Raw genomic sequence first — 25,772 nt, forward strand, 5'->3', positions numbered from 1 at the left:
GGTGTTCTGGAACGACAGCATGACCTGGAACAACGGATGCCGGGCCTGCGAACGGGCCGGGTTGAGGATCTCCACCAGGCGCTCGAACGGCAGATCGGCGTGCCCGAAGGCCTGAATATCGGTGCCGCGCACCTGGTTCAGCAGGTCCGCGAACCCGGCGCCACCATCGATCTCGGTCCGCAGCACCAGGGTGTTGACGAACATGCCGATCAGGTCGTCGAGCGCGCGTTCGCCACGACCGGCCACCGGGGTGCCGATGGCGATATCGGATTCACCCGACAACCGCGACAGCAGCACCGCGAGCGCACCGTGCATGACCATGAACAGCGTGGTCCCGCGGCTGCGGGCCAGCTCGGCCAGCTTGGCGTGGGTGGCGGCGTCGATATCGAAGACGTGGGTGGCGCCGCGGCCCGACGCGACCGCGGGACGCGGCCGATCCGAGGGCAGGTCCAGCTGGTCCGGCAGCCCGCGCAGGGTGTCGCGCCAGTAGGAGACCTGCTGGGAGATCACCGATTCCGCGTCGTCCTCACGGCCGAGCACCTCGCGCTGCCACAGCGCGTAGTCGGCGTACTGGACCTGCAGCGGCTGCCAGGCCGGTTCGCCGCCCTCGACGCGGGCGCCGTAGGCGGTCATGATGTCGCGAGTCAGCGGGCCCATGGAGAAACCGTCGGCCGAGATGTGGTGCACCACCAGCGCGAGCACATGCTCGGTGGGACTGACCTCGAACAGGCGAGCGTGGAAGGGCACCTCGGTGGTGACGTCGAAACCGGTCAGCACCAGATCCCGGACCGCCTGCGGCAGTTCGGCTTCGGTGACCTCCACCGGGGTCAGGTCCGGAATGACCTGCCCGGTCGGCACGATCTCCTGGAACGCCTGACCGTCGACCTCGGGGTAGCGGGTACGCAGCGACTCGTGCCGCGCCAGCACATCGGCCACGGCGATCTGCAACGCCTGGCGATCCACCAGACCCGACAGGCGCACGGCCGCCGGGATATTGTCCACGGCCGATTCGGGATTGAACCGGTTCAGGAACCACATGCGCTGCTGCGCCAGCGACAACGGCAACCGCTGCGGGCGCTCCTGCGCGGTCAGCGCCTTGCGAGCACCTGCACCGGAATGGGTTTCCGCACGCGCGGCCAGCGCGGCCACGGTCGAGGCCTCGAAGATCTCGCGCACACCCAGCTGGGCATCCAGGGCGACCGACAACCGCGCCGCCACCTGGGTGGCGATGAGCGAGTTACCGCCCAGGGCGAAGAAGTCGTCGTCCAGGCCGACCCGCTCCAAACCGAGGACCTCGGCGAAGATACCGGCCACGATCTGCTCCACCGGAGTAGCCGGGGCGCGGAACACCGCGGCCTCGAACACCGGCGCGGGCAGCGCGCGACGATCCAGCTTGCCGGAGGCATTGAGCGGGAACTCGTCCAGCACCATCAGGATCGACGGCACCATGTACGCGGGCAGGCTCTCGCCGAGCTCCGCACGGACCGCCTCGACATCGATCGAACGATCCGGTGCCGCAACGACATAACCGACCAGCTGATCACCGGCATGCGGATCGTTGCGGACCACGACCACCGACTGTGCGACGGCATCCAGTCCGGTGAGCGCGGATTCGATCTCGCCGAGCTCGATGCGCAGACCGCGCAGCTTCACCTGGAAGTCGGTGCGGCCGATGTAGTCCAGCTCGCCGTCCGCGGTCCAGGTGACGAGGTCACCGGTGCGGTACATGCGCTCGCCCTCCCCGAAGGGGTTGGCGACGAAGCGATCCGAGGTGAGGTCGGGACGCGCCACGTACGCGGTGGCGAGCTGATCGCCCGCCAGGTACAGCTCACCCGCGACGCCCACCGGAACCGGACGCAGCCGCGAATCCAGCACGTACAGCTGGGTATTGAACACCGGGCGGCCGATCGGCACCAGGTCGAGGTCCGCGTCCACCACCTGGTGGTAGGTGACGTCGACCGCGGCCTCGGTCGGGCCGTAGAGGTTGTGCAGCTCGGCGCCGGTCAGCTCGCGCAGCTTGTGCGCGGGCTTCGGCGACAACGCCTCACCCGAAGCGAACACCTTGCGCAGGCTGGTGCACTGCGCCGCAGCGGTTTCCGCGACGAAGACCGCGAGCATGGACGGCACGAAGTGGGTGACCGTCACGCCCCGGGCGGCAATGAGCTCGGCCAGGTAGGCCGGATCGCGGTGGCCGTCCGGCTTGGCCACGACCAGCTGCGCGCCGATCTGCAGCGGCCAGAAGAACTCCCACACCGACACGTCGAAGGTGGCCGGCGTCTTCTGCAGCACCACATCAGCGGCGGTCAGCTCGTACTCGTGCTGCATCCACACCAGGCGGTTGACGATCGCCGAGTGCGGCACCGCCACACCCTTCGGGCGGCCGGTCGAACCCGAGGTGAAGATGACGTACGCGGTATTGGTCTCGCGCAGCGGGATACGCCGGTCCGCGTCGGTGAGCGGCGCGGCCGAGTAGTTGGACAGATCCAGCAGATCGATCCGCACCTGCGCGGTATCGACCGGCAGGTCCTCACCCGAGGTCAGCACGGTCACCGGATCCGCGGTGGCGAGGATGTACTCGATGCGGTCGGCCGGGTGATCCGGGTCCAGCGGCACGTAGGCGCCACCGGCGGCGGTGACGGCGTACATGCCGATCACCAGATCCAGGGACCGGCGCATGCCCAGCGCCACAAAGGATTCCGCGCCGACGCCGCGCTCGATGAGCCAGCGGGCCAGGCGGTGGACCTGGGCCGAGAACTCGGCGTAGGACAGACTTGTAGCCGGTTGGGTGGTATCGGCGTGCTCGAAGCTGACCGCGGTCGCTTCGGGAGTCCGCTCTGCCTGCGCCTCGAACAGCGCGACCAGGGTGTTCGCGTCGTCGCCGGTGGAGGTGACGACCCGGTCGTCCATGACGCCGTCGGTCAGTTCCAGCAGTACCGAGTCCACGTCGAAGGTGGTCCGGTTCCAGGTGGTGACGACCTGCTCGCGCTCGGCGGCATCGAGCAGCTCGATATCGCCCACTGCCGCAGCCGGTTCCGTCGTGATGGCGGTGAGCACCCGCACCAGGCGATCGGCGATGCGGTGGACGGTGTCCTCGTCGAACAGGTCGCGCAGGTAACCCGCACGAACGCGCAGGCGGGTGTCGAGCTGAGCGATCAGCGTCAGCGGGTAGTGGGTGGCGTCGGCGGCGTCCAGACCGGTCACGGCCATGCCGTCGATATCGGCGGCCTGGGCGCGAATGCCCTCGGCGTCAACGGGATAGGACTCGAACACCACAAGGGTGTCGAAGAGTCCGCCGATGCCCGCCGCGGTCTGGATATCGGCCAGGCCCACATAGTGGTGGTCCAGCAGGTCGGCCTGCTCACCCTGGGTGCGGGTGAGCAGTGCGCGCGCCGATTCGGCCGGATCGAAGGCGACCCGCACCGGCACGGTGTTGATGAACAGACCCACCATGGACTCGACGCCGGACAGCTGCGCCGGGCGGCCCGACACCGTGGTGCCGAACAGCACGTCGTCGCGGCCGGTGAGCCGGCCCAGCAAGATGCCCCACGCCACCTGCAGCACGGTGTTCGGCGTGACACCGATCTCCGCGGCCAAGCCGGTGAGGCGTGCGGTAGCCGCCTCGTCCAGTTCGAAGAAGTACTCCCCGGACAGTGCCGTGATCTCACGGCCCGCGTCCGGGCGGGTGAGCAGGGTCGGCTCGGACACGCCGCGCAGCGCCTGCTTCCAGGCCTCGACCGAGGCCGTGCGGTCCTGCTGCGCAACCCATTCCAGGAAGTACCGGTACGAACGCACCGGCGGCAGCATGGAGGTGTCGGAGTGCGTGGCGTACAGCACCAGCAGGTCCTGCATGAGCAGCGGCATGGACCAGCCGTCGAGCAGGATGTGGTGATTGGCCACCGCCAGCTGCCAGCGATCGGCGGCCGTGCGCACCAGGGTGAAGCGGATCAGCGGCGGCTCGGTCAGGTCGAAACGCTCGACCCGATCGGCCTCGATGATGTCTGAGGCATCGCCTACCGCGGCGGGCCGCGAATCAGATGCAGCGGTGCGGTCGTGCACGGTGAACACCGGACGCACGCTGTCCAGCACCACCTGCACCGGGTTGCCCGCGGCATCGGAAACATATGCGGTGCGCAGGATCTCGTGGCGGTCCAGCAGCGCCTGGGCCGCCGCGCGCAGGCGGTCGGCGTCCACGCGGCCCTCGAGGGTGAGCACCGCCTGCGCGGTGTACACGTCCACGGAGCTGACTGCCAGCTGCGCGTGGAAGAGCAGACCGGCCTGCAGCGCCGACAGCGGCCACACCTGGTCCAGGGCGCCGAAACGCTGTTCCCAGCCGTCGATATCGCGCTGGGTGATACGCACGAGCCCGAAGTCGGACGGGGTGTGCCCGCCCGCGTTCGCGGATTCGGCATGCCGCGCAACGGCTTCCAGCGCCGCGATCCACAGCGCACCGAATTCGGCGATCTCCGCGGCGCTGAGCAGCGTGCTCGGGTAGCCGATGTTCGCGGTCAGCTTGTCGCCCATGACGATCGCGTTGATGTCGATCGGGGCCATGGCCGGCATATCGCCGTCGTAGGCGCCGGCCAGATCGGCGAGCTCGGGGGCCGGGATCCAGCCGAAGCCGCGCAGCGCCTCGGGCACATCGCCCTCGTTGACCCGGCCCAGGTAGTTGAAGCTGACCTGACCCGGCAGCTGCTTGGGCAGCTGGCCTGCGGTATCGGAGTTCATGTAGCGCAGCAGGCCGTAACCGATGCCCTTGTCCGGCACCGCGAGCAGCTGCTCCTTGATGGACTTGATCGCCTTGCCCATGGCCGCGCCACCGGCGAGGGCGGCGTCCACATCGATGCCCGACAGATCGAAACGCACCGGGAAGATGGCGGTGAACCAGCCGACCGTGCGCGACAGATCCGCGCCCGGGACGACCTCTTCCTCACGTCCGTGGCCCTCCAGCCGGACGAGGGCTGTATCTTCTGCCCTCCGCTTCGCTCCGGGCGGGTTCGCGGCCCCGAAGTCTCGATTCTTCCCTCCCTCCGCTCCTCCGCTTCGCTCCCCCGCTCCACTCAGTCCAGAATCGAGCCGGCCGCGAACCTTTAGGGTCTTGGCAGCCCGGAACTTCGCGACCGCCAGGGCGAGCGCGGTGAGCAGACCGTCGTTCACGCCGCCGTGGAACAGGGCGGGCACGGTGGTCAGCAACGACTTGGTGACCTCGGAGGACAGCTCGACACGATGCTTCTCGATGGTCGAGGTGATATCCACGGCCGGATCCATGGGCCGCTCGGTGAGCAGCGGATCCAGGCCCTCGACAATGCCGCGCCAGAAGGCGAGTTCGGCCACGCGCTCCTCGGTGGCGGCCTCACGCTCGAGGGCGTGCGCCCAGGTGCGCATGCTGGTGGCCGGAGCGACCAGCTCGGGGGTCTGTCCCGCGGACAGCTGGCCCCACGCGGTCACGAAGTCCGGCACCAGGATTCGCCAGGTGACACCGTCGACCACCAGGTGATGGCCGACCACGACGAGACGACCGGCACGGGAGCCGTCGGAGCCCGATTCACGGCCCGCCGTGGTCGGCTCCAGCCACACGAAGCGAATGACAACGCCCGCGGCCGGATCCAGCTTGTCCAGGGTGGCATCCAGTGCGGCCGAGGCGATCTCGGCCAGCTCGGCATCGCTCACCGCGGCGTCGAATTCGGTCCGGTCGATGAGCGCGTCCACATCGATGGTGCCCGGCTCGACCGTCTCGATGATCCAGTCGGCGTCCGGCACCCGGCGCAGGCGCGCCCGCAGCATGTCGTGGCGATCGATGACCGCGCCGACGGTGGCCGCGATCCCGGCCCGGTCGATGCCGATCGGCAACTCCAGGGCCATGGTCTGGTTGAACCGGCTGAACGCACCCGGCCGGCCCACCATGAACCGCACCACCGGCGTCAGCGGCAGCACACCCACGCCGCCGCCCGGCAGCTCGGACAGCTGCGGCGCCGAATCGTCCTGGCCCTCGGTGGTTTCCGCCACCGCGGCCAGACCCGACACCGTGCGCTGCTCGAACACATCGCGCGGACTGAAGACGATGCCGCGCGCCTTGGCGCGGGACACCAGCTGGATGGAGACGATGGAGTCACCGCCCAGCGCGAAGAACGAATCGTCGATACCGACCCGCTCCAGGCCCAGCACCTCGGCGAAGACCTCGGCAATGGTGTGCTCGAGGGCATTGCGCGGCGCGCGGAAGACCACCTCGGTGGCGAACACCGGCTCGGGCAGGGCCTTGCGGTCCAGCTTGCCGGCCCCGGTCAGCGGCACCCGGTCGATCATCATGATCGAGGACGGCACCATGTACGCGGGCAGGCGCTGCTCGACGTGCGCGGTGATGGCCGCGACGTCGATCGAATGGCCCGGTGCGGCAACCAGGTACGAGACCAGCGAGGTCGCGCCCGCCGCGTTCTTGTGGCCCACGGTGACCGCGAAGTCCACGCTCTCGTGCGAGGCCAGCGCCGCGTCGATCTCACCGAGTTCGATACGGAAACCGCGCACCTTCACCTGGAAGTCGGAGCGGCCGACGTACTCGACCTCGCCGCCCGTGGTCCAGCGCACCACGTCACCGGTGCGGTACATGCGCGTGCCGTACCGATACGGGTGCGCGACAAAGCGATCGGCGGTCAGGCCCGGCCGCGCGTGGTAGCCGCGCGCCAGCTGGATGCCCGACAGGTACAGCTCACCCGCGACGCCGACCGGCACCGGGCGCAGCTGGCTGTCCAGGATCAGCGACTGCGAGCCGCGGATCGGACCGCCGATGACGACCGTCTCGCCGGGCAACATCGGGTTGCTGACATTGGTCATGACGGTGGCCTCGGTGGGGCCGTAACCGTTGTAGAAGGCGCGAATCGTGCCGTCCGCCAACGGCACCGCCCAGCGCTCCACCAGATCGGCGGGGACGGCTTCACCACCGGCGACCAGGACGCGCAGGGTGTCCAGGCCGGCCGGGCTGAAGGTGGCCAGCGCGGCGGGGGTGATGAACGCGTGCGTCACCCGCTCGCGGCGGATCAGCTCGGAGAGTTCGTCACCGCCGTAGACGCCGGTCGGGACGATCACCATGGTGCCCGCGCCGCCGATGGCGAGCAGGAACTCCAGCATGGACGCGTCGAACGACGGCGATGCGAAATGCAGTGCGCGGGTGTCGGAGTCGAGGCGGTAGCGGTCGTTCTGCTCGGAGCAGAAGTTGGCCAGGCCGGCGTGGCCGACCATGACGCCCTTGGGCACGCCGGTCGAGCCGGAGGTGTAGATGACGTAGGCCGGGTGGTGCAGCCGCAGCGGGCGCACCCGATCGGCCTGGCCGATCGCGGTGCCCGCGAACGAATCCAACTCCAGCTCGTCCAGGACCAGCCACTCGACCGACTCCGGCAGTCCGGCGCGCACCGATGCCACGGTCAGGCCGATCGGCGAACCGGAATCGGTGACCATGTGCGCGATGCGGTCGGCGGGGTAGGTCGGGTCGATCGGCACGAAGGCCGCACCGGACTTGGCGACCGCCCATTCGGCCAGGTACGAATCCGCGGAACGCGGTACCGCGACGGCGACCAGATCCTCCGAGCCGATGCCGCGCTGGATCAGCAGGCGTGCCAGGCGGTTCGAGCGCTCGTCGAATTCACCGTAGGAGTAGGTGACGCCTTCGAAGACGACCGCGGGGGCATTGCGGTCGTGCTCCACTGCGAGGGCGATGAGCTCCGGCAGCGTGTACACCGGCTCGGACGGCAGCCCGTAGCGGGCCACCAGATCGGCCTTCTCGTCCTGATCCAGGATCTCGATCGAGCCGACCGGGAGTTCCGGATTCGCGGCGATCGCTTCCAGCACCCGCAGCCAGCGCTGCGCGAAACCGGCGGCGGTGGCCTCGTCGAACAGGTCGACGGCGTAGGTCAGCGCCAGCGTCATGGCGGCGCCCGCGTCGGTCCGTCCGCCGAGCTGCTCGGACAGCGTGAACTGCAGATCGAAGCGGGAGATGTTCTCGTCGAGGTCGAGTGCGGAGACGTTCAGCCCCGGCAGCTCGAGGGTGGTGCGGTCCAGGTTCTGGAAGGCCAGCACCACCTGGAACAGCGGGTTGCGGGCCTGCGAGCGCTCCGGCGCGAGCAGATCCACCAGCCGCTCGAACGGCACATCGGCATTGCCGAAGGCGTCGAGGTCGGTGTGGCGCACCCGATCCAGCAGATCGGAGAACGACTCCGCCGGGTCGATCCCGGTGCGCAGCACCAGGGTGTTGACGAACATGCCGACCAGATCGTCCAGCGCGGCCTCGCCACGACCGGCGACCGGCGTGCCGATGGCGATGTCATCGCCACCGGACATGCGGGCCAGCAGCACCGCGAGCGCGCTGTGCATGACCATGAACAGCGACGAACCACGCCGCCGCGCCACGTCTTCCAGCGCACCGATCAGCTCGGGCGACAGCGTCCGCTGCAGCGTCGCACCGCGATGCGAGGCGATGGCCGGGCGCGGGCGGTCGATCGGCAGCGCCAGCTCGTCCGGCACCCCGTCCAGCACGCGCTGCCAGTAACCCACCTGCCGCGCCATGAGCGAGGCCGAATCCTCTTCCGACCCCAGCACTTCGCGCTGCCAGATGGCGAAGTCGGCGTACTGCACGGCCAGCGGCGCCCAGCCGGGCACCGCACCCTGCGTACGCGCGGTGTAGGCCACCATGACATCCCGCGTCAGCGGCGCCATGGAGAAACCGTCACCCGCGATGTGATGCACCACCACCACGAGCACATGCTCGACGGCATCCTCACCACCGATCCGGAACAGCCGGGCGCGCAGCGGAACCTGATCCGCCACATTGAAGCCCAGGGTCGCGAAGGCGGTGACGGCGGCGGTCAGCTCGGCGGCGGCCACGGTGACCGGGCGCAGATCGAGGGCGATCTGCTCGGCCGGGACCACTACCTGCATCGGGGTGCCGCCGTGCTCGGGGTAGCGGGTGCGCAGCGACTCGTGGCGGCGGACCACGTCCGCGACGGCGAGTTCCAGTGCGGCGGTATCCAATTCACCGGTGAGGCGAATGGCCAGGGGCAGGTTGTAGGCCGCCGAAGAGGTGTCGTACTGGTTCAGGAACCACATGCGCTGCTGCGCGAAGGACAGCGGCACCAGGTCCGCTCCGCCTCCCCGCGCTTCGGCGGTGCGCGGGCGCGCCACCAGCTTGGCGCGGGAGGCGCCGTCGGCATGCGATTCGATGCGCGCCGCAAGGGCTTCCACGGTGGGCGCCTCGAACAGCGTGCGCACCGCGACGGTGGTGTCCAGCGCCGAACCGACGCGCGAGACCACCCGGGTGGCGATGAGCGAGTTGCCGCCCAGTTCGAAGAAGTCGTCGTCCAGGCCGACCCGCTCCAGGCCGAGCACCTCGGCGAAGACACCGGCCACGGTCTCCTGCACCGGGGTCTCCGGCGCGCGGAAGGCCCGCGCCTGCACCGCCGGCGCGGGCAGCGCGCGGCGATCCAGCTTGCCGTTGACGGTCAGCGGAATCCGGTCCAGCAGCACGATGGCCGACGGCACCATGTAGGACGGCAGCCGCTCGGCCGCACCGTCGCGGATGGCGTCGAGCAGCGGCGCCTCGCCGTGCTCCGGCACCACATAGGCGACGATGCGCTGATCGCCCGGCTGGTCCTCGCGCACGATGACGGCCGCCTGGGCCACACCCGGCTGCGCCAGCACCGCGGACTCGATCTCACCGAGCTCGATACGGAAACCGCGGACCTTCACCTGATCATCGGCACGACCCAGGTATTCCAGCTCGCCGAACCGGTTCCAGCGGGCAACGTCACCCGAGCGGTACAGCCGCTCGCCCGGCGCACCGAACGGGCTGGCCACGAAACGACCCGCCGACAGATCGGGGCGGCCGAGGTAGCCGCGCGCCAACTGCGCACCGGCCACATACATTTCACCGGCGACACCGACCGGCACCGGGTGCAGGCGGTCGTCGAGGACATGCACGCGCAGGCCCGCGATGGCGCGACCGACCACGGAACCCGTTGCGGCGGCGATGGTCTCGGCATCGAGCACCCGCACCGACACGTGCACGGTGGTCTCGGTGATGCCGTACATGTTCACCAGGTACGGCGAGCTGTCCCCGTGGCGCGCGACCCAATCCGACAGGCGGCGCAGCTCCAGGGCCTCACCACCGAAGATCACGTAGCGCAGCGCCAAAGGCTGATCATCACCCGCGGCAGTGCCCAATTCTCGGCTCGCCGAGGCAGCGATGCGCTCGGCCTCGGCGAGCTGGTAGAACGCCGACGGGGTCTGGTTGAGCACCGTGACCCCTTCACGGCGCAGCAGTTCCAGGAACTGCTCCGGGGAACGCGACACGTAGTAGTCGACGACCACCAGCGTGCCGCCGTAGAGCAGCGGGCCCCACAGCTCCCACACCGAGAAGTCGAAGGCGTAGGAGTGGAACAGCGTCCACACGTCCTCGGCGCCGAACCCGAACTCGCGATCGGTATTCGCCATGAGCCGCACCACATTCCGGTGCGCCACGGCCACGCCCTTGGGGCGGCCGGTCGAACCGGAGGTGTAGATGACGTACGCGACGTGATCCGGGTGCAGCGGGGTCAGGCGGTCGGCATCGGTGATCGGCGAATCCGCCGCGTCCTCGATGTCCCCGGCCTCCAGCGAGTACCCGTCCAGCAGCACCTGGTGCAGCTCGGCGGGCAGCTCCACCTGCACGGTGGAATCGAGGATGACGCTGGTCGGCTTCGCGTCCGAGAGCGTGAAGGCGATGCGATCCGCCGGGTAGCTCGGATCGATCGGCACATAACCCGCACCGGTCTTGATGACCGCGAGCAGCGCCACCACCAGATCGGCCGACCGCGGCAGCAGCACCGCGACCAGCGACTCCGGTCCCGCGCCCTCGGCGATCAGCCTGCGCGCCAGCACATTCGCGCGCCGATCCAGATCCGCGTAGGTCAGTTCCTCGTCACCGAACCGCACCGCCACCCGCGCGGGGTTGGCGGCCGCGGCCTGGTCGAACAGGGTCGACAGCGTGGCGCCGGTGTCGACGAACGGACCGGCCAGCGCCGCGAGCGGGTCGGCCCAGCGCTCGGCGGCCGCGCCCAGGACAGCCAGCGCGGCGGCCGCGGGTGCGATGCCCGAGACACCGTCGGCGACAGCGCGTTCGGCGTCGGACACGGCGGCGCGGGCGGTCTCCGCCAGCGCGACGATATCGTCGCCCGCCGAGACCCAGCGCTCGGAGACATCGTGGCGTTCGCCCTCACCCAGCAGGTCGATATCGCCGACCAGCGCGGCCGGATCCTCCGCGACGGCGCGCAGGATGCGGACCAGGCGATCGGCGAAGGCGGCGACCGTCTCGGCGTCGAACAGATCGGTGGCGTAGTTCCAGGACAGGCCCAGCGACCCGTCGGCGCGCTCGCTGACGGTCAGCTGCACATCGAACTTGGCCGTGCCGGGATCGAATTCGACGAGCTCGACATCCAGCCCGGATAGCGAGATCGCCTGGGCATCCTTGGCGCTGGCCGCTTCGAAGGTCAGCGCGACCTGGAACAGCGGGTGGTGCGCCTGCGAACGGACCGGGCTCAGCACATCCACGAGCCGCTCGAACGGGATGTCGGCGTGCGCGAAGGCGGCCAGATCGGTGCGGCGGGCCTGCGCGAGCAGATCACGGAAGGCGGCGTCCGGGCGAACCTCGGTGCGCAGCACCAAGGTATTGACGAACATGCCGATCAGATCGTCGAGCGCGCGTTCACCGCGGCCCGCGATCGGGGTGCCGATGGCGATATCGGTCGACCGCGACAGCCGCGCCGCCCAGGTCGCCAGCGCCGCGTGCACCAGCATGAACAGGGTGACGTCGTGCTCACGGGCCACACCGGTGAGGGCGCGGTGCAGCTCGGCGTCGACCGCGAAATCGTAGGTGCCACCGGCATTGGTGGCGACCTCGGGCCGCGGCCGGTCGGCGGGCAGCTCGATCTGCTCGGGCAGATCCCGCAACTGCTCGGACCAGTAGGAGATCTGCTGGGCGGCAACCGATTCCGCATCGGATTCCGAGCCCAGCACCGCACGCTGCCACAGCGCGTAATCGGCGTACTGCACCGGCAGCGGCGCCCACGCCGGGGCCTCGCCACGGCTGCGATCCAGGTAGGCCGCCACCACATCGGTCAGCAGCGGACGCAGCGAGAAACCGTCGGCGCTGATGTGATGCAGCACCAGCACGACCACGTGCTCGGTCTCGCTCAGGCTGAGTACCGTTGCCCGGAAGGGCAGTTCGCGGGTCACGTCGAAGAAGACGCTCGCCAACTCGACGACGCGCGCGGTGAGCCCCTCGGCGGTCACCGTCTCGGTGCGGACCTCGAAGTCCACCTCGGACAGCGGCAGCACCTGCTGGTAGCCATCACCCGAGACCTCGGGGTAGATGGTGCGCAGCGCCTCGTGCCGGGCCAGCACATCGCCGAGCGCGGCGGTGAAGGCCGCGGAATCGACCGTGCCGGTGAGCTTCAGCGCCACCGGGATGTTGTTGACCGCGGTGCGGTTGTCGAAGCGGTTCAGGAACCACATGCGCTGCTGCGCCAGCGACAGCGGAATCAGCTGTGCTGTCTCGCCGGTTCGCAAGCTCACCGGCGCCGGCCGCTCCTGCGCGACCAGCGGTGCGCGACGACCGGTACCGGCCCGCGATTCCAGCTGGGCCGCCAGCGAACTCACCGTGCTCGCCTCGAACAGCGTGCGCAGCGGGATATCGGCGTCCAGTGCGGCGGACAGGCGCGCGATGACCTGGGTGGCGATCAGCGAGTTGCCGCCCAGTTCGAAGAAGTCGTCGTCCAGGCCGGCCCGCTCCAGGCCGAGCACATCGGCGATGGTGCCGGCCACGGTCTGCTGCACCGGGGTCTCCGGGGCGCGGTAGGCCTTGATCGCGAAGGTCGGCGCGGGCAGCGCCCGGCGATCCAGCTTGCCCGAGGCATTGAGCGGGAAGGCGTCCAGCACCATGAAGGCGGCCGGCACCATGTAGGCCGGAAGCCCTTGTGCCAGCGCGTCTTTCACGGCCTCGATATCGAGGTGACCGTCCGCGGCGACCAGGTAGGCCACCAGCTGATCGCCGGTGCGCTCGTCCTGGTGGACCACGACGACCGACTGCGCGACCGCCGGCAGCGCGGTCAGCGCCGACTCGATCTCGCCCAGCTCGATACGCAGACCACGCAGCTTCACCTGGAAGTCGGTGCGGCCCAGGTACTCCAGCTCACCGGAGTTCGTCCACACCACCAGGTCACCGGTGCGGTACATGCGCTCACCGGCGCTGAACGGGTTCGCCACGAAGCGATCCGCGGTCAGATCCGGGCGCGCCACATACGCGGTGGCGAGCTGATCGCCCGCCAGGTACAGCTCACCCGCGACACCCGCCGGAACCGGCCGCAGCCGCGAATCCAGCACGTACACCTGGGTGTTGAAGACCGGCGCACCGATCGGCACCGACGCCAGATCGGCATCGGTGACCTCGTGATAGGTCACGTCGACCGCGGCCTCGGTGGGGCCGTACAGGTTGTGCAGGCGCGCACCGGTGCGCTTGCGCAGCTGCTGCGCGGTCGGCGCGGGCAGGCCCTCACCGGAGGCGAAGACATTGCGCAGGCTGGTGCACTCGGACACACCGTCCTCGGCCACGAACAGCGCCAGCATGGACGGCACGAAGTGCACCGTGGTGACCTGCTCGGCCTGGATCAGGCGCACCAGGTACGCCGGATCGCGATGCCCGTCGGGCTTCGCGACGACCAGGCGGGCGCCGACCTGCAAGGGCCAGAAGAACTCCCACACCGACACGTCGAAGGTGGCGGGGGTCTTCTGCAACACCACGTCATCGGCGGCCAGCCCGTACTGGGCGTGCATCCAGACCAGGCGGTTGACGATGGCGGCATGCGAGACGGCCACACCCTTGGGGCGGCCGGTCGAACCCGAGGTGAAGATGACGTACGCGGTGTTCGCCGGGTGCAACGGCGTGCGGCGGTCGGCATCGGAGAGCGCAGTGCCCTCGAAGGCCGACAGATCCAGCTCGTCGATGCGAACCTGCCGCACCGCAATATCTTCCAGGTCCTCACCGGAGGTCAGCACGCACACCGGCTGCGCCGTCTCGAGGATGTACTGGGTGCGCTCGGCCGGGTGCTCGGGATCCAGCGGGACGTACGCGCCGCCCGCCACGGTGACGGCGTACATGCCGACCACCAGATCCAGCGAACGCCGCATACCCAGCGCCACATACGATTCCGGCCCCACGCCCTCGGCGACGAGCCAGCGTGCGAGCTTGCGGACGCGGTCCGCGAACTCGGCATAGGACAGACTTGTAGCCGGTTGGGGGGTATCGGCGTGCTCGAACGTGACCGCGGTCGCGTCGGGAGTCAGCGCGACCTGCGCCTCGAACAGCGAAACCAGCGTCGCCGCGGCGCCTTCGGAGATCTCCGGCAGGGCGGCGTCCAGCTCGAACGCGGTCTCGTTCCACGCGCGCAGGATGCGATCCCGCTCGCAGTCGTGCAGCAGCTCGATATCGCCCACGCGCACCGACGGATCGGCGACCACCGCGGCGAGCACGCCGAGGAAGCGCTGCCCGAAGACGTCGGCGAAGCCGGCGTCGAAAAGGTCGGTGGCGAAGACGAGTTCGGCATCCATGGCCGGATCGGCCGCGTCGGCGTCCAGGGCGTCGGCGCGCTCGCTCAGGGTGAGCTGCAGGTCGAACTTGGCCGCCTGCTGATCGACCTCCAGCTGGGAGACCGACAGGCCGGGCAGTTCCAGTGCGGTGCGGCCCAGGTTCTGGAACGACAGCATGACCTGGAACAGCGGGTGCCGCGCCTGCGAGCGCGGTGGGTTGAGCACCTCGACCAGCCGCTCGAACGGCACATGGGCGTGCGCGAAAGCCTGCAGGTCGCGCTCGCGCACCGACTTCAGCAGGTCGGCGAACGTCTCGCCGGTGTCGACGGTCGAACGCAGCACCAGGGTGTTGACGAACATGCCGACCAGATCGTCGAGCGCCTGCTCGCCACGACCGGCCACCGGAATACCGACGGCGATGTCCTCGGTGCCGCTCAGGCGGGCCAGCAGGGCCGCGAAGGCGCTGTGCACCACCATGAACAGCGTGGTGCCGTGCTGCTGCGCGACCCGGTTCAGCCCGGTGATCAGATCACCCGGCACCTGGAAGCGATGCGTCCCGGCGTCGTAGCCGGCCACGGCCGGACGCGGCTTGGTGGACAGCCGCAGCTCGTCCGGCAGTCCGGCCAGGGTGCGGCGCCAGTAGTCCAGCTGCTCGGTGATGAGCGAGCGCGGATCCTCTTCCGAGCCGAGGGTTTCGCGCTGCCACAGCGCGTAATCCGCGTACTGCACGGGGAGTTCGCGCCAGCCCGGCGCCTCGCCGCCGCTGCGCGCCACATAGGCGGTGATGAGGTCGCGCACCAGCGGGTTCATCGAGAAACCGTCGGTGGCGATGTGATGCGCCACCAGTACCAGCACGACCTCGTCGGCGGCCAGGCGGAAGGCCCGTAGCCGCACCGGCGGTTCGGCGGTCACGTCGAAGCCCTGCGCCACGAACGCGTAGATCGCGGCGAAGATCTCGCCCTCGGTCACGTCCACGACATCGAGCGCCGGGACGGCCCGCGCGGTCGGCAGCACCAGCTGGTACGCCACGCCCTCGTGCGACGGGTAGACGGTGCGCAGCGACTCGTGGCGGCCGATCACATCCGCGATCGCGTCCTGCAGCGAATCGAAATCGAGCGCGCCGACGAGACGTACGGCCACCGGAATGTTGTTGGCCGAGGACTCGGTGTCGAAGCGGTTCAGGAACCACATGCGCTGCTGCGCCAGCGACAGCGGCGGGTACTCCGGTCGCGCCTGCGCCGTGAGCGCCTGGCGCACACCGGTTCCCGCGTGCGACTCCACGCGGGCGGCCAGCGCCGCCACGGTCGGCGCCTCGAACAGCGCGCGCACGCCGATCTCGGCGTTCAGCGCGCCGGAGAGCCGGGCCGCGACCTGGGTGCCGAGCAGCGAGTTGCCGCCCAGTTCGAAGAAGTCGTCGTCCACGCCCACGCGCGGAGCGCCGAGCAGATCGGCGAAGATCTGCGCGATGATCTCCTCGATCGGGGTCGACGGCGCGCGGAACACCCGGGTCTCGAAGACCGGGGTGGGCAGCGCGCGGCGATCCAGCTTGCCGGAAGCGTTGAGCGGGAAGGCATCCAGCACCACCAGCGCGGCCGGGACCATGTAGGCCGGCAGCGAGTTGGCCAGTTCGGCCTTCATGGCGTCCACGTTCAGGACGGCGCCGGGCTCGTGCACCACATAACCGACGAGCTGATCGCCGGCATTGGCATCGGACCGGACCACCACGACGGACTGCGCGACGCCGTACTGCGCCAGCAGCGCCGACTCGATCTCGCCCAGCTCGATGCGCTGACCGCGCAGCTTCACCTGGAAGTCGGTGCGGCCCAGGTAGTTCACCTCACCGGCGGGCGTCCAGGTGACGAGGTCACCGGTGCGGTACATGCGCGCACCCGGCTCGCCGTACGGGTTGGCGACGAAGCGGTCCGCCGACAGATCCGGGCGGCCCAGGTAACCGCGCGCCAGCTGGTGGCCGGCCAGGTAGAGCTCACCCGCGACACCCGGCGCGACCGGGTGCAGGCGGGCGTCCAGGATCAGGGTCTGGGTGTTCCACACCGGGCGGCCGATCGGCACGAAAACCGTGTCGGTGTCGACGACCTCGTGATAGGTCACCTCGACCGCGGCCTCGGTCGGTCCGTACAGGTTGTGCAGTTCGGCGCCGGTGAGCTCGCGCAGCTTCTGCGCGATCGGCGCGGGCAACGCCTCACCGGAGGCGAAGACGCGCTTCAGGTTCATGGCCGCGGCGTCCGCGGCGCCGACGGTGGCGACGAAGACCGACATCATCGACGGCACGAAGTGCGCCGTGGTGATGCCCTCGTCGGCGATCAGGCGGGCCAGGTACAGCGGATCGCGATGCCCGTCCGGCTTGGCCACCACGAGGCGCGCGCCGGTCTGCAAGGGCCAGAAGAACTCCCACACCGACACGTCGAAGGTGGCCGGAGTCTTCTGCAGCACCACGTCATCCGACCCGATCGGGTAGGTGTGCTGACCCCAGCGCAGGCGGTTCATGACCGAGCGATGCTCGACCGCGACACCCTTCGGGCGGCCCGTGGAACCGGACGTGAAGATCACGTAGGCGCAGTGCTCGGGCTTGATCGGCCCGCCCCGCTCCGCGTCCGTGACCGGCGACTCCGGGTACATGTCGAGGTTGATGGCGTCCACTTCGAGCACCGGCACATTGCGGCCGGTGATGAAGTCGTCGCGACTGGTGGTCAGCACAGCGACAGGGCGGGCGGTGTCGAGCACGTAATCGATGCGCTCGGCGGGCTGATCCGGATCCAGCGGCACGTACGCGCCACCGGCGGCCAGTACCGCGTACATGGCGACGACCAGATCGGTGGAACGCCGGATGGCAAGGGCCACCCGGGTTTCCGCGCCGACGCCCTGTGCGAGCAGCTTGCGGGCCAGCGTATGCACGCGTCCGGCGAACTCGCCGTAGGACAGAGTCGTCCCCTCGAACGTGACCGCGGGCGCGTCGGGGCTGGTCAGCGCCTGGCGTTCGAACAGCGACAGCAGGGTCGCGTTCGTGCCCTCGGGCAGTTCGGTGGTGATGTCGAAGGCGGTGTCGTTCCAGCCGGTGAGCACCTGGGCGCGTTCACCGTTCACCAGCAAATCGATATCGCCGATCGGCTGGGCCGGGTCGGCCACCACGGCCGCCAGGATCAGATCCAGGCGGTGCGCGAAGGCCGCGATGGTGGACTCGTCGAAAAGGTCCAGCGCATAGGAGATCTCGGCGGACATGCCCGCGTTCTCACCGTGCGCGTCCTGCGCCTCCTGCAGGGTCAGCTGCAGATCGAACTTGGCCAGATTGGCGTCGTAGTCGATGCCGTTGACCGACAGGCCGGGCAGTTCCAGGCTGGCCTGGCGCGTGTTCTGGAAGGTCAGCATGACCTGGAACAACGGATGCCGGGCCTGCGAACGCGCCGGGTTGAGCACCTCGACGAGACGCTCGAACGGCACATCGGCGTGGGCGAAGGCGTGCAGATCGGTATCGCGGGCCCGCGCCAGCAGATCCGCGAACGTCTCGGTGCCCTCCACCTCGGTGCGCAGCACCAAGGTGTTGACGAACATGCCGATCAGGTCATCCAGCGCCGCCTCGCCACGACCGTGCACCGGGGTGCCGATCGCGATATCGGAGGTCCCCGACAGGCGCGCGAGCAGCACCGCCAGGGCGCTGTGCAGCACCATGAACAGCGAGGCATTGTGCGCGCGGCCCAGATCCACCAGCGCCTGCTGGGTTTGCGCCGAGATGGCGAACGGGTAGGTGCCACCGCGGTAGCTCGCCACGGCCGGCCGCTGCCGGTCCGCGGGCAGCACCAGCTCGTCGGGCAGATCGGCCAGCGCACCGGCCCAGTACCGGATCTGCTTGGCGATCAACGACTCCGGGTTCTCCTCCGAACCCAGCACCTCGCGCTGCCACAGCGCGTAATCCGCGTACTGCACCGGCAGCTCGGCCCACGCCGGGGCCTCCCACGAAGTGCGCGCGGCATAGGCGACCATGACATCGCGCGCCAGCGGGCCCATGGACCAGCCGTCCGCGGAGATGTGGTGCACCACCATGCCGAGCACGTACTCGGTCTCGGAGATCTCGAAAAGCCGTGCGTGCAAAGGCACTTCGTCGGTCACATCGAAGGCCATGGTGGCCAGCTCGACCAGGTGCTCGATCAGGTTGTCCTCGGTGACCGGCACCGGGGTCAGGTCCGGCACGATCTGCGCGGCATCCAGCACCAACTGCACCGGGCCGTGATCGGTGGCCGGGAAGACCGTGCGCAGCGACTCGTGCCGGTCGATCACATCGATGACCGCGACCTGCAGGGCAGCGATATCCAGCTCACCCGAGAGCCGGATGGCGACCGGGATGTTGTTGACCGCCGACGCGGTGTCGAAGCGGTTCAGGAACCACATGCGCTGCTGCGCAAGCGACAACGGAATCTCGGTGGGCCGCTCACGGGCCACCAGCGCCCTGCGGCCGCCGTCACCCACATGCGATTCCACCCGCGCCGCAAGGGCTTCCACGGTCGCGGCCTCGAACAGCATGCGCACCGGGACACGGGTGTCCAGCGCGGTGCCCAGGCGGGTCGCCACCTGGGTGGCGATCAGCGAGTTGCCGCCGAGCTCGAAGAAGTCGTCGTCCACGCCGACGCGCGCGATGCCGAGCACCTCGCCGAAGATCTGGGCGACGATCTCCTCGATCGGCGTTGTCGGAGCACGGAATTCGCGCACCTCGAAACGCGGCGAGGGTAGCGCCTTGCGATCCAGCTTGCCGGAGGCATTGAGCGGGAAGGCATCCAGCAGCATGATCGAGCCCGGCACCATGTACGCGGGCAGCGTGCGCTGCAGGAAGGTCTTGACCCCGTCCAGATCCACCGGGCCGCGGGTGACGATGTAGGCCACCAGCTGATCGCCGGCCACCGTATCGATGACCAGCACCACGGCCTGCTGCACCTTGGGGTGATCCAGCAGCGCGGTCTCGATCTCGCCGAGCTCGATGCGCTGACCGCGGAACTTCACCTGGAAGTCGGTGCGGCCGATGTAGTCGATGACGCCCGGGTCGTTGGAGTTCCAGCGCACCAGGTCACCGGTGCGGTACAGGCGGGTACCCGGCTCGCCGTACGGGTTGGCGACGAAGCGTTCCGCGCTCAGGTCCGGGCGGCCGAAGTAGCCGCGCGCGACCTGCGCGCCACCCAGGTACAGCTCACCCGGGACACCGGCCGGAACCGGGCGCAAGCCCGCGTCGAGCACGTAGGTCTGGGCATTCCACACCGGGCGGCCGATGGGCACCGAGGTGACCACGGGCGCGTCGATGGGCGCGTAGGTGGCGTGCACGGTGAACTCGGTCGGACCGTACAGGTTGTGCACGGCCGCGGTGGAGAACTTGCGGAACGCGGTCACCGTGGCCGGCGGCAGCGCTTCACCGGCGACGAGAACCGCACGCAGGGAAAGGCATTCGGCCGCGGACGCGCTGGAGGCGAACACGCTCAGCATGGACGGCACGAACGAGGTCATGGTGACCCGGTGCCGGCCGATGACCTCCGAGAGGTACATGGGATCGCGATGCCCGTCGGGCGCGGCGATGACCTGCTGCGCGCCGACGACCAGGGACCCGAAGAGCTCCCACACCGAGACGTCGAAGGTGACCGGCGTCTTCTGCAGGATCACATCGGTGTCGTCGATGCCGTATTCGGCGGTGATCCAGGCGATCTGGTTCAGCACCCCGGCATGCGAGATGGCCACGCCCTTGGGGCGGCCGGTGGAGCCGGAGGTGAACAGCACATAGGCGGCATTGCCCGCGCGCAGCGGCGCGCGCCGGTCCGCATCGGTGACCGGAGCATCGCTGAAGTCGTCGAGATCCAGCGAATCCAGGTACAAGGTGGTGCAATCCGGGCCGTCCACCGCGTCGTCACGGGTGGTCAGCAGGACCACCGGCTGCGCGGTGCGCAGCACGTACTCGGTGCGCTCGGCCGGATGATCAGGATCGATCGGCACATAGCCGCCGCCCGCGGTGAGGGTGGCGTAGATGGCGACCAGCATGTCCACCGAACGGCGAATACCCACCGCTACCAGGGACTCCGGGCCCACACCCTCGTCGATCAGCTTGCGGGCCAGGCGATTCACCCGCGCGGAGAACTCCGCGTAGCTCAGTTCGCGCTCGGGACCGAAGATGCCGCCGCTGCGCTCACCCGGATCGAAGATCAGGGCGGTGGCGTGCGGGCGGATGCGGACCTGCTGCTCGAACAGGTCCAGCACGGTGGTCGCGGCCGGCAGCGCGTGCGCGGTGTGGTTCCACTCGTGCAGCACGGTCTCGGACTCGTCGGCGTCCAGGACGTCGATATCGCGCACCACGGTTTCCGGTGCGGCGACCGCGGTTTCGAGCACCCGCAGGTAGCGGCGGCCGAACTCGGTGACGGTGGCGGCGTCGAACAGATCTGTGGCGTAGGACAGGACCACGGACAGGCCGTCCGGCTCGCCGCGCAGGCCACGCTGCTCGGTGAGGGTCCACTGCAGGTCGAACTTGGCGATATCGACTTCGAGCTCGTCCGCGGAGACGGTCAAGCCGGGCAGCTCCATGGAGCCGTGCGACATCTCCTGGAACGACAACATGACCTGGAACAGCGGATGCCGCGCCTGCGAACGGGTCGGGTTGAGCACCTCGACCAGCCGCTCGAACGGCACATCGGTATTGGCGAACGCCGCGAGATCGGATTCGCGGGTGCGGGCCAGGAAATCGGTGAACCGCTCGGCGCCGCTCACCTCCGAACGCAGCACCAAGGTGTTGACGAACATGCCGATCAGGTCGTCGAGGGCCTGCTCGCCACGACCGGCCACCGGAGTACCGATGGCGATATCGGTGGTGCCCGACAACCGCGCCAGCAGCACGGCCAGCGCCGAATGCATCACCATGAACAGCGAAACACCCTGGGCGCGAGCCAGACTCGACAGCTGCGCGTGCAGCTCGGCCGGAATCTCGAAGGTCACCCGGGAACCGTGGAAGGACTGCACCGGCGGACGCGGGCGATCGGCCGGCAGATCCAGCTGATCCGGCAGACCCGCCAAAGCGCCACGCCAGTAGGCGATCTCGCGCGCGGCCATGGAATCGGCATCGGATTCCGAACCCAGCACCTCGCGCTGCCAGATGCTGAAGTCCTGGTACTGCACCGGCAGCGGCGCCCAGCCGGGCTCGGTACCGGCCACGCGCGCCAGGTAGGCGGCGGTCATATCCCGCGAGAGCGGGCCGAACGAGAAACCGTCCGCGGCAATGTGATGCACCACGAACGCGACGGCCAGATCGACATCGCCGGCACCGGTCGCCGCGACAGAGCCGTCGGCATCGCGCGCATCGGAGCCCGCAGCGGCCTGGGCCGTGGCAGCCCCGGTCTCGCCGTCGAGCACGCGGAACACCCGCACCCGGATCGGCAGCTCCTGCGCCACATCGAAACCGGTGGACGCGAACTGCGCCAGCGCCGCGGGCAGTTCGGCCTCGGCGATATCGTGCACGGCGATGCCCAGCTCGACCTCGTCGATCGGCAGCACCCGCTGGAAACCGCCGTCCCCGGACTCGGGGAACACGGTGCGCAGCGACTCCTGCCGCGCCACCACATCGGTCAGCGCCAGCTGCAGCGCGTCCAGATCCACCTGACCGCGCAGGCGGACCACGAACGGCAGGTTGTAGGTCGGGACGGTCGGGTCGAACTGGTTCAGGAACCACATGCGCTGCTGCGCCAGCGACAGCGGCACCCGCTCCGGGCGCTGCGCTCCGCCTCCCCGCGCTTGCGCGACCAGCGGCGGCCGCGAGATGTCCGACGGCGCAGCGCTTTCCACGCGCGCCGCCAGGCCCGCGACGGTCGGCGTCTCGAACAGCGCGCGCACACCCAGGCGGGTGCCGAACGCCGCCGAGATGCGGGCCACCACCTGGGTGGCGACCAGGGAGTTACCGCCCAGGTCGAAGAAGTTGTCATCGGCGCCGACGCGCACGTGGCCCAGCACGTCCGCGAACACGCCCGCCACGATCTCCTCGGCGACCGTGCGCGGGGCGCGGTAACCGGCGGCGTCCGCGCTGAACACCGGCTCGGGCAGGGCCTTGCGGTCCAGCTTGCCGGAGGTGTTGAGCGGGAAGGCATCCAGCACGATGATCGCGGCCGGGACCATGTAGGACGGCAGCTTCTCCGCGGCGAAGCGGGTCAGCTCGGCCGGGTCGACGGTCTGTCCCGGCACCGGGACCACGTAGGCGACCAACTGCTGACCGGTGGCGGTGTCGACCACCAGCACGGCGGCCTGCGAAACCGCCGGATGCGCCAGCAGATCGGTCTCGATCTCGCCGAGCTCGATGCGCTGACCGCGGAACTTCACCTGGAAGTCGGTGCGGCCGATGTACTCCAGCGCGCCGACCGCCGCGTGCGGCGAATTGGATACCGTGTTCCAGCGCACCAGGTCGCCGGTGCGGTACATGCGATCGCCGTGCAGGCCGAACGGATTCGCGACGAAGCGATCCGAGGTCAGGTCCGGGCGGCCCTTGTAGCCGCGCGCCAGCTGCCGGCCGCCCAGGTAGAGCTCACCGTAGGCGCCGATGGGCGCGGGCCGCAGGCGCGAATCCAGTACGTAGACTTCGACATTCCACTCGGGCACACCGATCGGCACCGTGACGGTGTCGGCGGCGGTGTTCTCCCAGTAGGTGACCGAGACCGCGGCCTCGGTGGGGCCGTACAGGTTGTGCAGGCCCGCGTCGGTGATCGCGCGGAAGCCCGCGCCGGTCTCCGGCGGCAGCGCCTCACCGATCACGAAAACGTACTTCAGCGTGGCGCATTGGGCGCGGGTGGCGTGCGCGACGAAGACCGTCAGCATGGACGGCACGAAGTCGGTGACCGTGACGCCGTGACGCTCGATCATCTCCGCCACGTACAGCGGATCCCGGTGTCCGTCGGGGGTCGCCACCAGCAGCTTCGCACCGACCAGCAGGGGCATGAAGTAGCCCCACAGCGAGACGTCGAAGGTCTGCGCGGTCTTCTGCAGGTAGACATCGTCGGCGGTCATCGGATACTCGTCGAGCATCCAGAGTTCCTGGTTGACGATGGCGTGGTGGGTGACCGCGACGCCCTTGGGGCGGCCGGTCGAACCCGAGGTGTAGATGACGTAGGCGGTGTTGTCCGGGCGCAGCGGGGCGCGACGGTCCGCATCGGTCACCGGCTCGGCGGAGTGAGCGGAGAGATCGAGGGTGTCGATCTCCAAGCGCCGCACGGACTCCGGCAACTCCAGCTCGTCACGCGAACTGGTCAGCACGCAGACCGGTGCCGCGGACTCGAGGATGTAGGCGGTGCGATCGGCCGGGTGATCCGGGTCGATCGGCACGTACGCGCCACCGGCGCGCAGCACGGCGTGCATGCCGACGACCAGCTCCAGCGAACGCCGCATGCCCAGGGCCACAAGGGATTCCGGGCCGACGCCGTCCGCGATCAGGAAGCGCGCCAGACGGTTGACCCGCTCGCCGAACTCGGCGTAGGTCAGCTGCTCGCCCTCGAATTCGACGGCGACATTGTCCGGGGTGAGCGGAATCTGCTTGTCCAGCAAGGCCGGCAGCGTGGTGGCCGGAACCTCGTGACCCGAATCGTTCCAGTCCAGCAGCGTGCGGGTGAGCTCGGCCGAGGTGGTGATGGGCAGGCCCCACACCGCCTGATCCGCGGCCGCCGCCAGGAAGCTGTCGAAGAACTCCAGGAAACGCGCGTGGTGGCTGCGGGTCTCGTCGGCGGTGTAGAGATTCGGGTTGGTCTCGAAGTCGATGTGCGTGCGCGCGCCGCCCTGCGACTGGTACAGGTTGACGCCGAGGTCCTCGATGGAACCGGTGGACAGCACGTTCATCCGGCCGACCATGTCGCCCAGCGCGATCTCGTCGTTGAACAACATGATGTTCACCCACGGACCGAAGAACTGCGAACCGATTCCGGTGGCGGCCGATTCGAGCTTGGCCGCGGAATCGCGGCGGATGTCCTCGTGGCGGTAGCGCTGATGACGCAGGGCGCCGGACACTTCCACGGTCACTGCCTTGAGCAGCTCCGGCACGGTGATCTCGGCACCGACGTGCAGCCGCAGCGGCACGATGTTCGAGGCCACACCGCCCGAGCGGCGCATGGGCGCGGTGGTGCGCGCGGTCACCGGGAGGCTCAGGATGACGTCCTCGGAGCCGGTCCACTGCGACAGATACGCGGCGAAGCCCGCGATCAGCAGGACCGCGGGCGAGGAGTCGTAGTTCTTGACCGCGGCGTCCAGCAGGTTGCCCTCATCCGCCGTCAGGGCGGCGCTGACCACGGTGTTCAGCGGTGCGGGCGCGGCCGAACGGCCGGCCAGGCTGGTGCCGTCCTCGAGCCCGGCGACGCGCTGCGCCCAGTGCTCACGGTCGGAGACGAAACGGGTGGACTCGCGGTAGGCGAATTCGGCGTCGACCAGGGTGCGCAGGTCGGAGACCTTGGAGGGCGTCGGCTCGACGCCGTTGACCGCCGCGGTATAGAGCTCCGCCGCACGATTGACGTAGTTCATCGCGCTGAAGCCGTCGAGGATGATGTGGTGCGCGCGCAGGTACCAGAACCAGTGGTCGTCGGCGAGCTGCAGCACGGCCAGCCGGATCAGGCGGTCGTTGACCAGATCGATCGGGCGCGCGTACTCGGCCTTCATCCAGGCCATGGCCGCGGCTTCGGGGTCCTCGGCGGTCCGCAGGTCCAGGTAGAGGATGTCGTCGCGATCCGGGATGGTCGGATCGATGTACTGCATCGGCTCGCCGTCGCGCTCGACGATGCAGAGGAAGCCGGAACCGAACTCCTCCGAGGCGTCGATGGTGGCCTGCCGCAGCACCGCGCGATCCAGCTTGCCGTGCAGGTCGACGTACTGGGCGATATTGATCGGCACCTGCGGATCCAGATGCTGGGCGTACCAGATACCGAGTTGCGCGGGCGACAGCGGGAAAAGCTCGCCCGGCCCCGGTGCGATTTCGCTGCCAGCTCCTGCGTTGCTGCCGAAATCCAGCCGGTCCAACCCTAACCTCGCTTCCGGAACACCACAGAGCGCTCCCCGCCGAAAACCCCAACAGGACGCCACGCTTGGACTAGCGTGGCGTCCGATATTTGGGCCACTTCACGTAACAATGAGTCAAAAATGTTCTCTGGGCTAACCGTTTTGCCCTTGCAACTTGT

General features: G+C 69.3%; 1 protein-coding gene (only partly in view). It reads right to left on the reverse strand.

Translation table 11 applies throughout. From position 1 onward, the window contains the following. On the reverse strand, positions 1 to 25,614 hold the 5' portion of the coding sequence (locus ACH438_RS03210) for a non-ribosomal peptide synthase/polyketide synthase (RefSeq protein ID WP_397000565.1). The gene continues 19,182 nt to the left of window position 1, outside the view; only the first 25,614 of its 44,796 coding nucleotides appear in the window; its start codon is at positions 25,612 to 25,614; the stop codon falls past the left edge of the window. Positions 25,615 to 25,772 lie beyond the last annotated feature (158 nt).

It is taken from the genome of Nocardia sp. NPDC020380 (assembly GCF_044386975.1).
In the GTDB taxonomy this organism is placed as follows: domain Bacteria; phylum Actinomycetota; class Actinomycetes; order Mycobacteriales; family Mycobacteriaceae; genus Nocardia.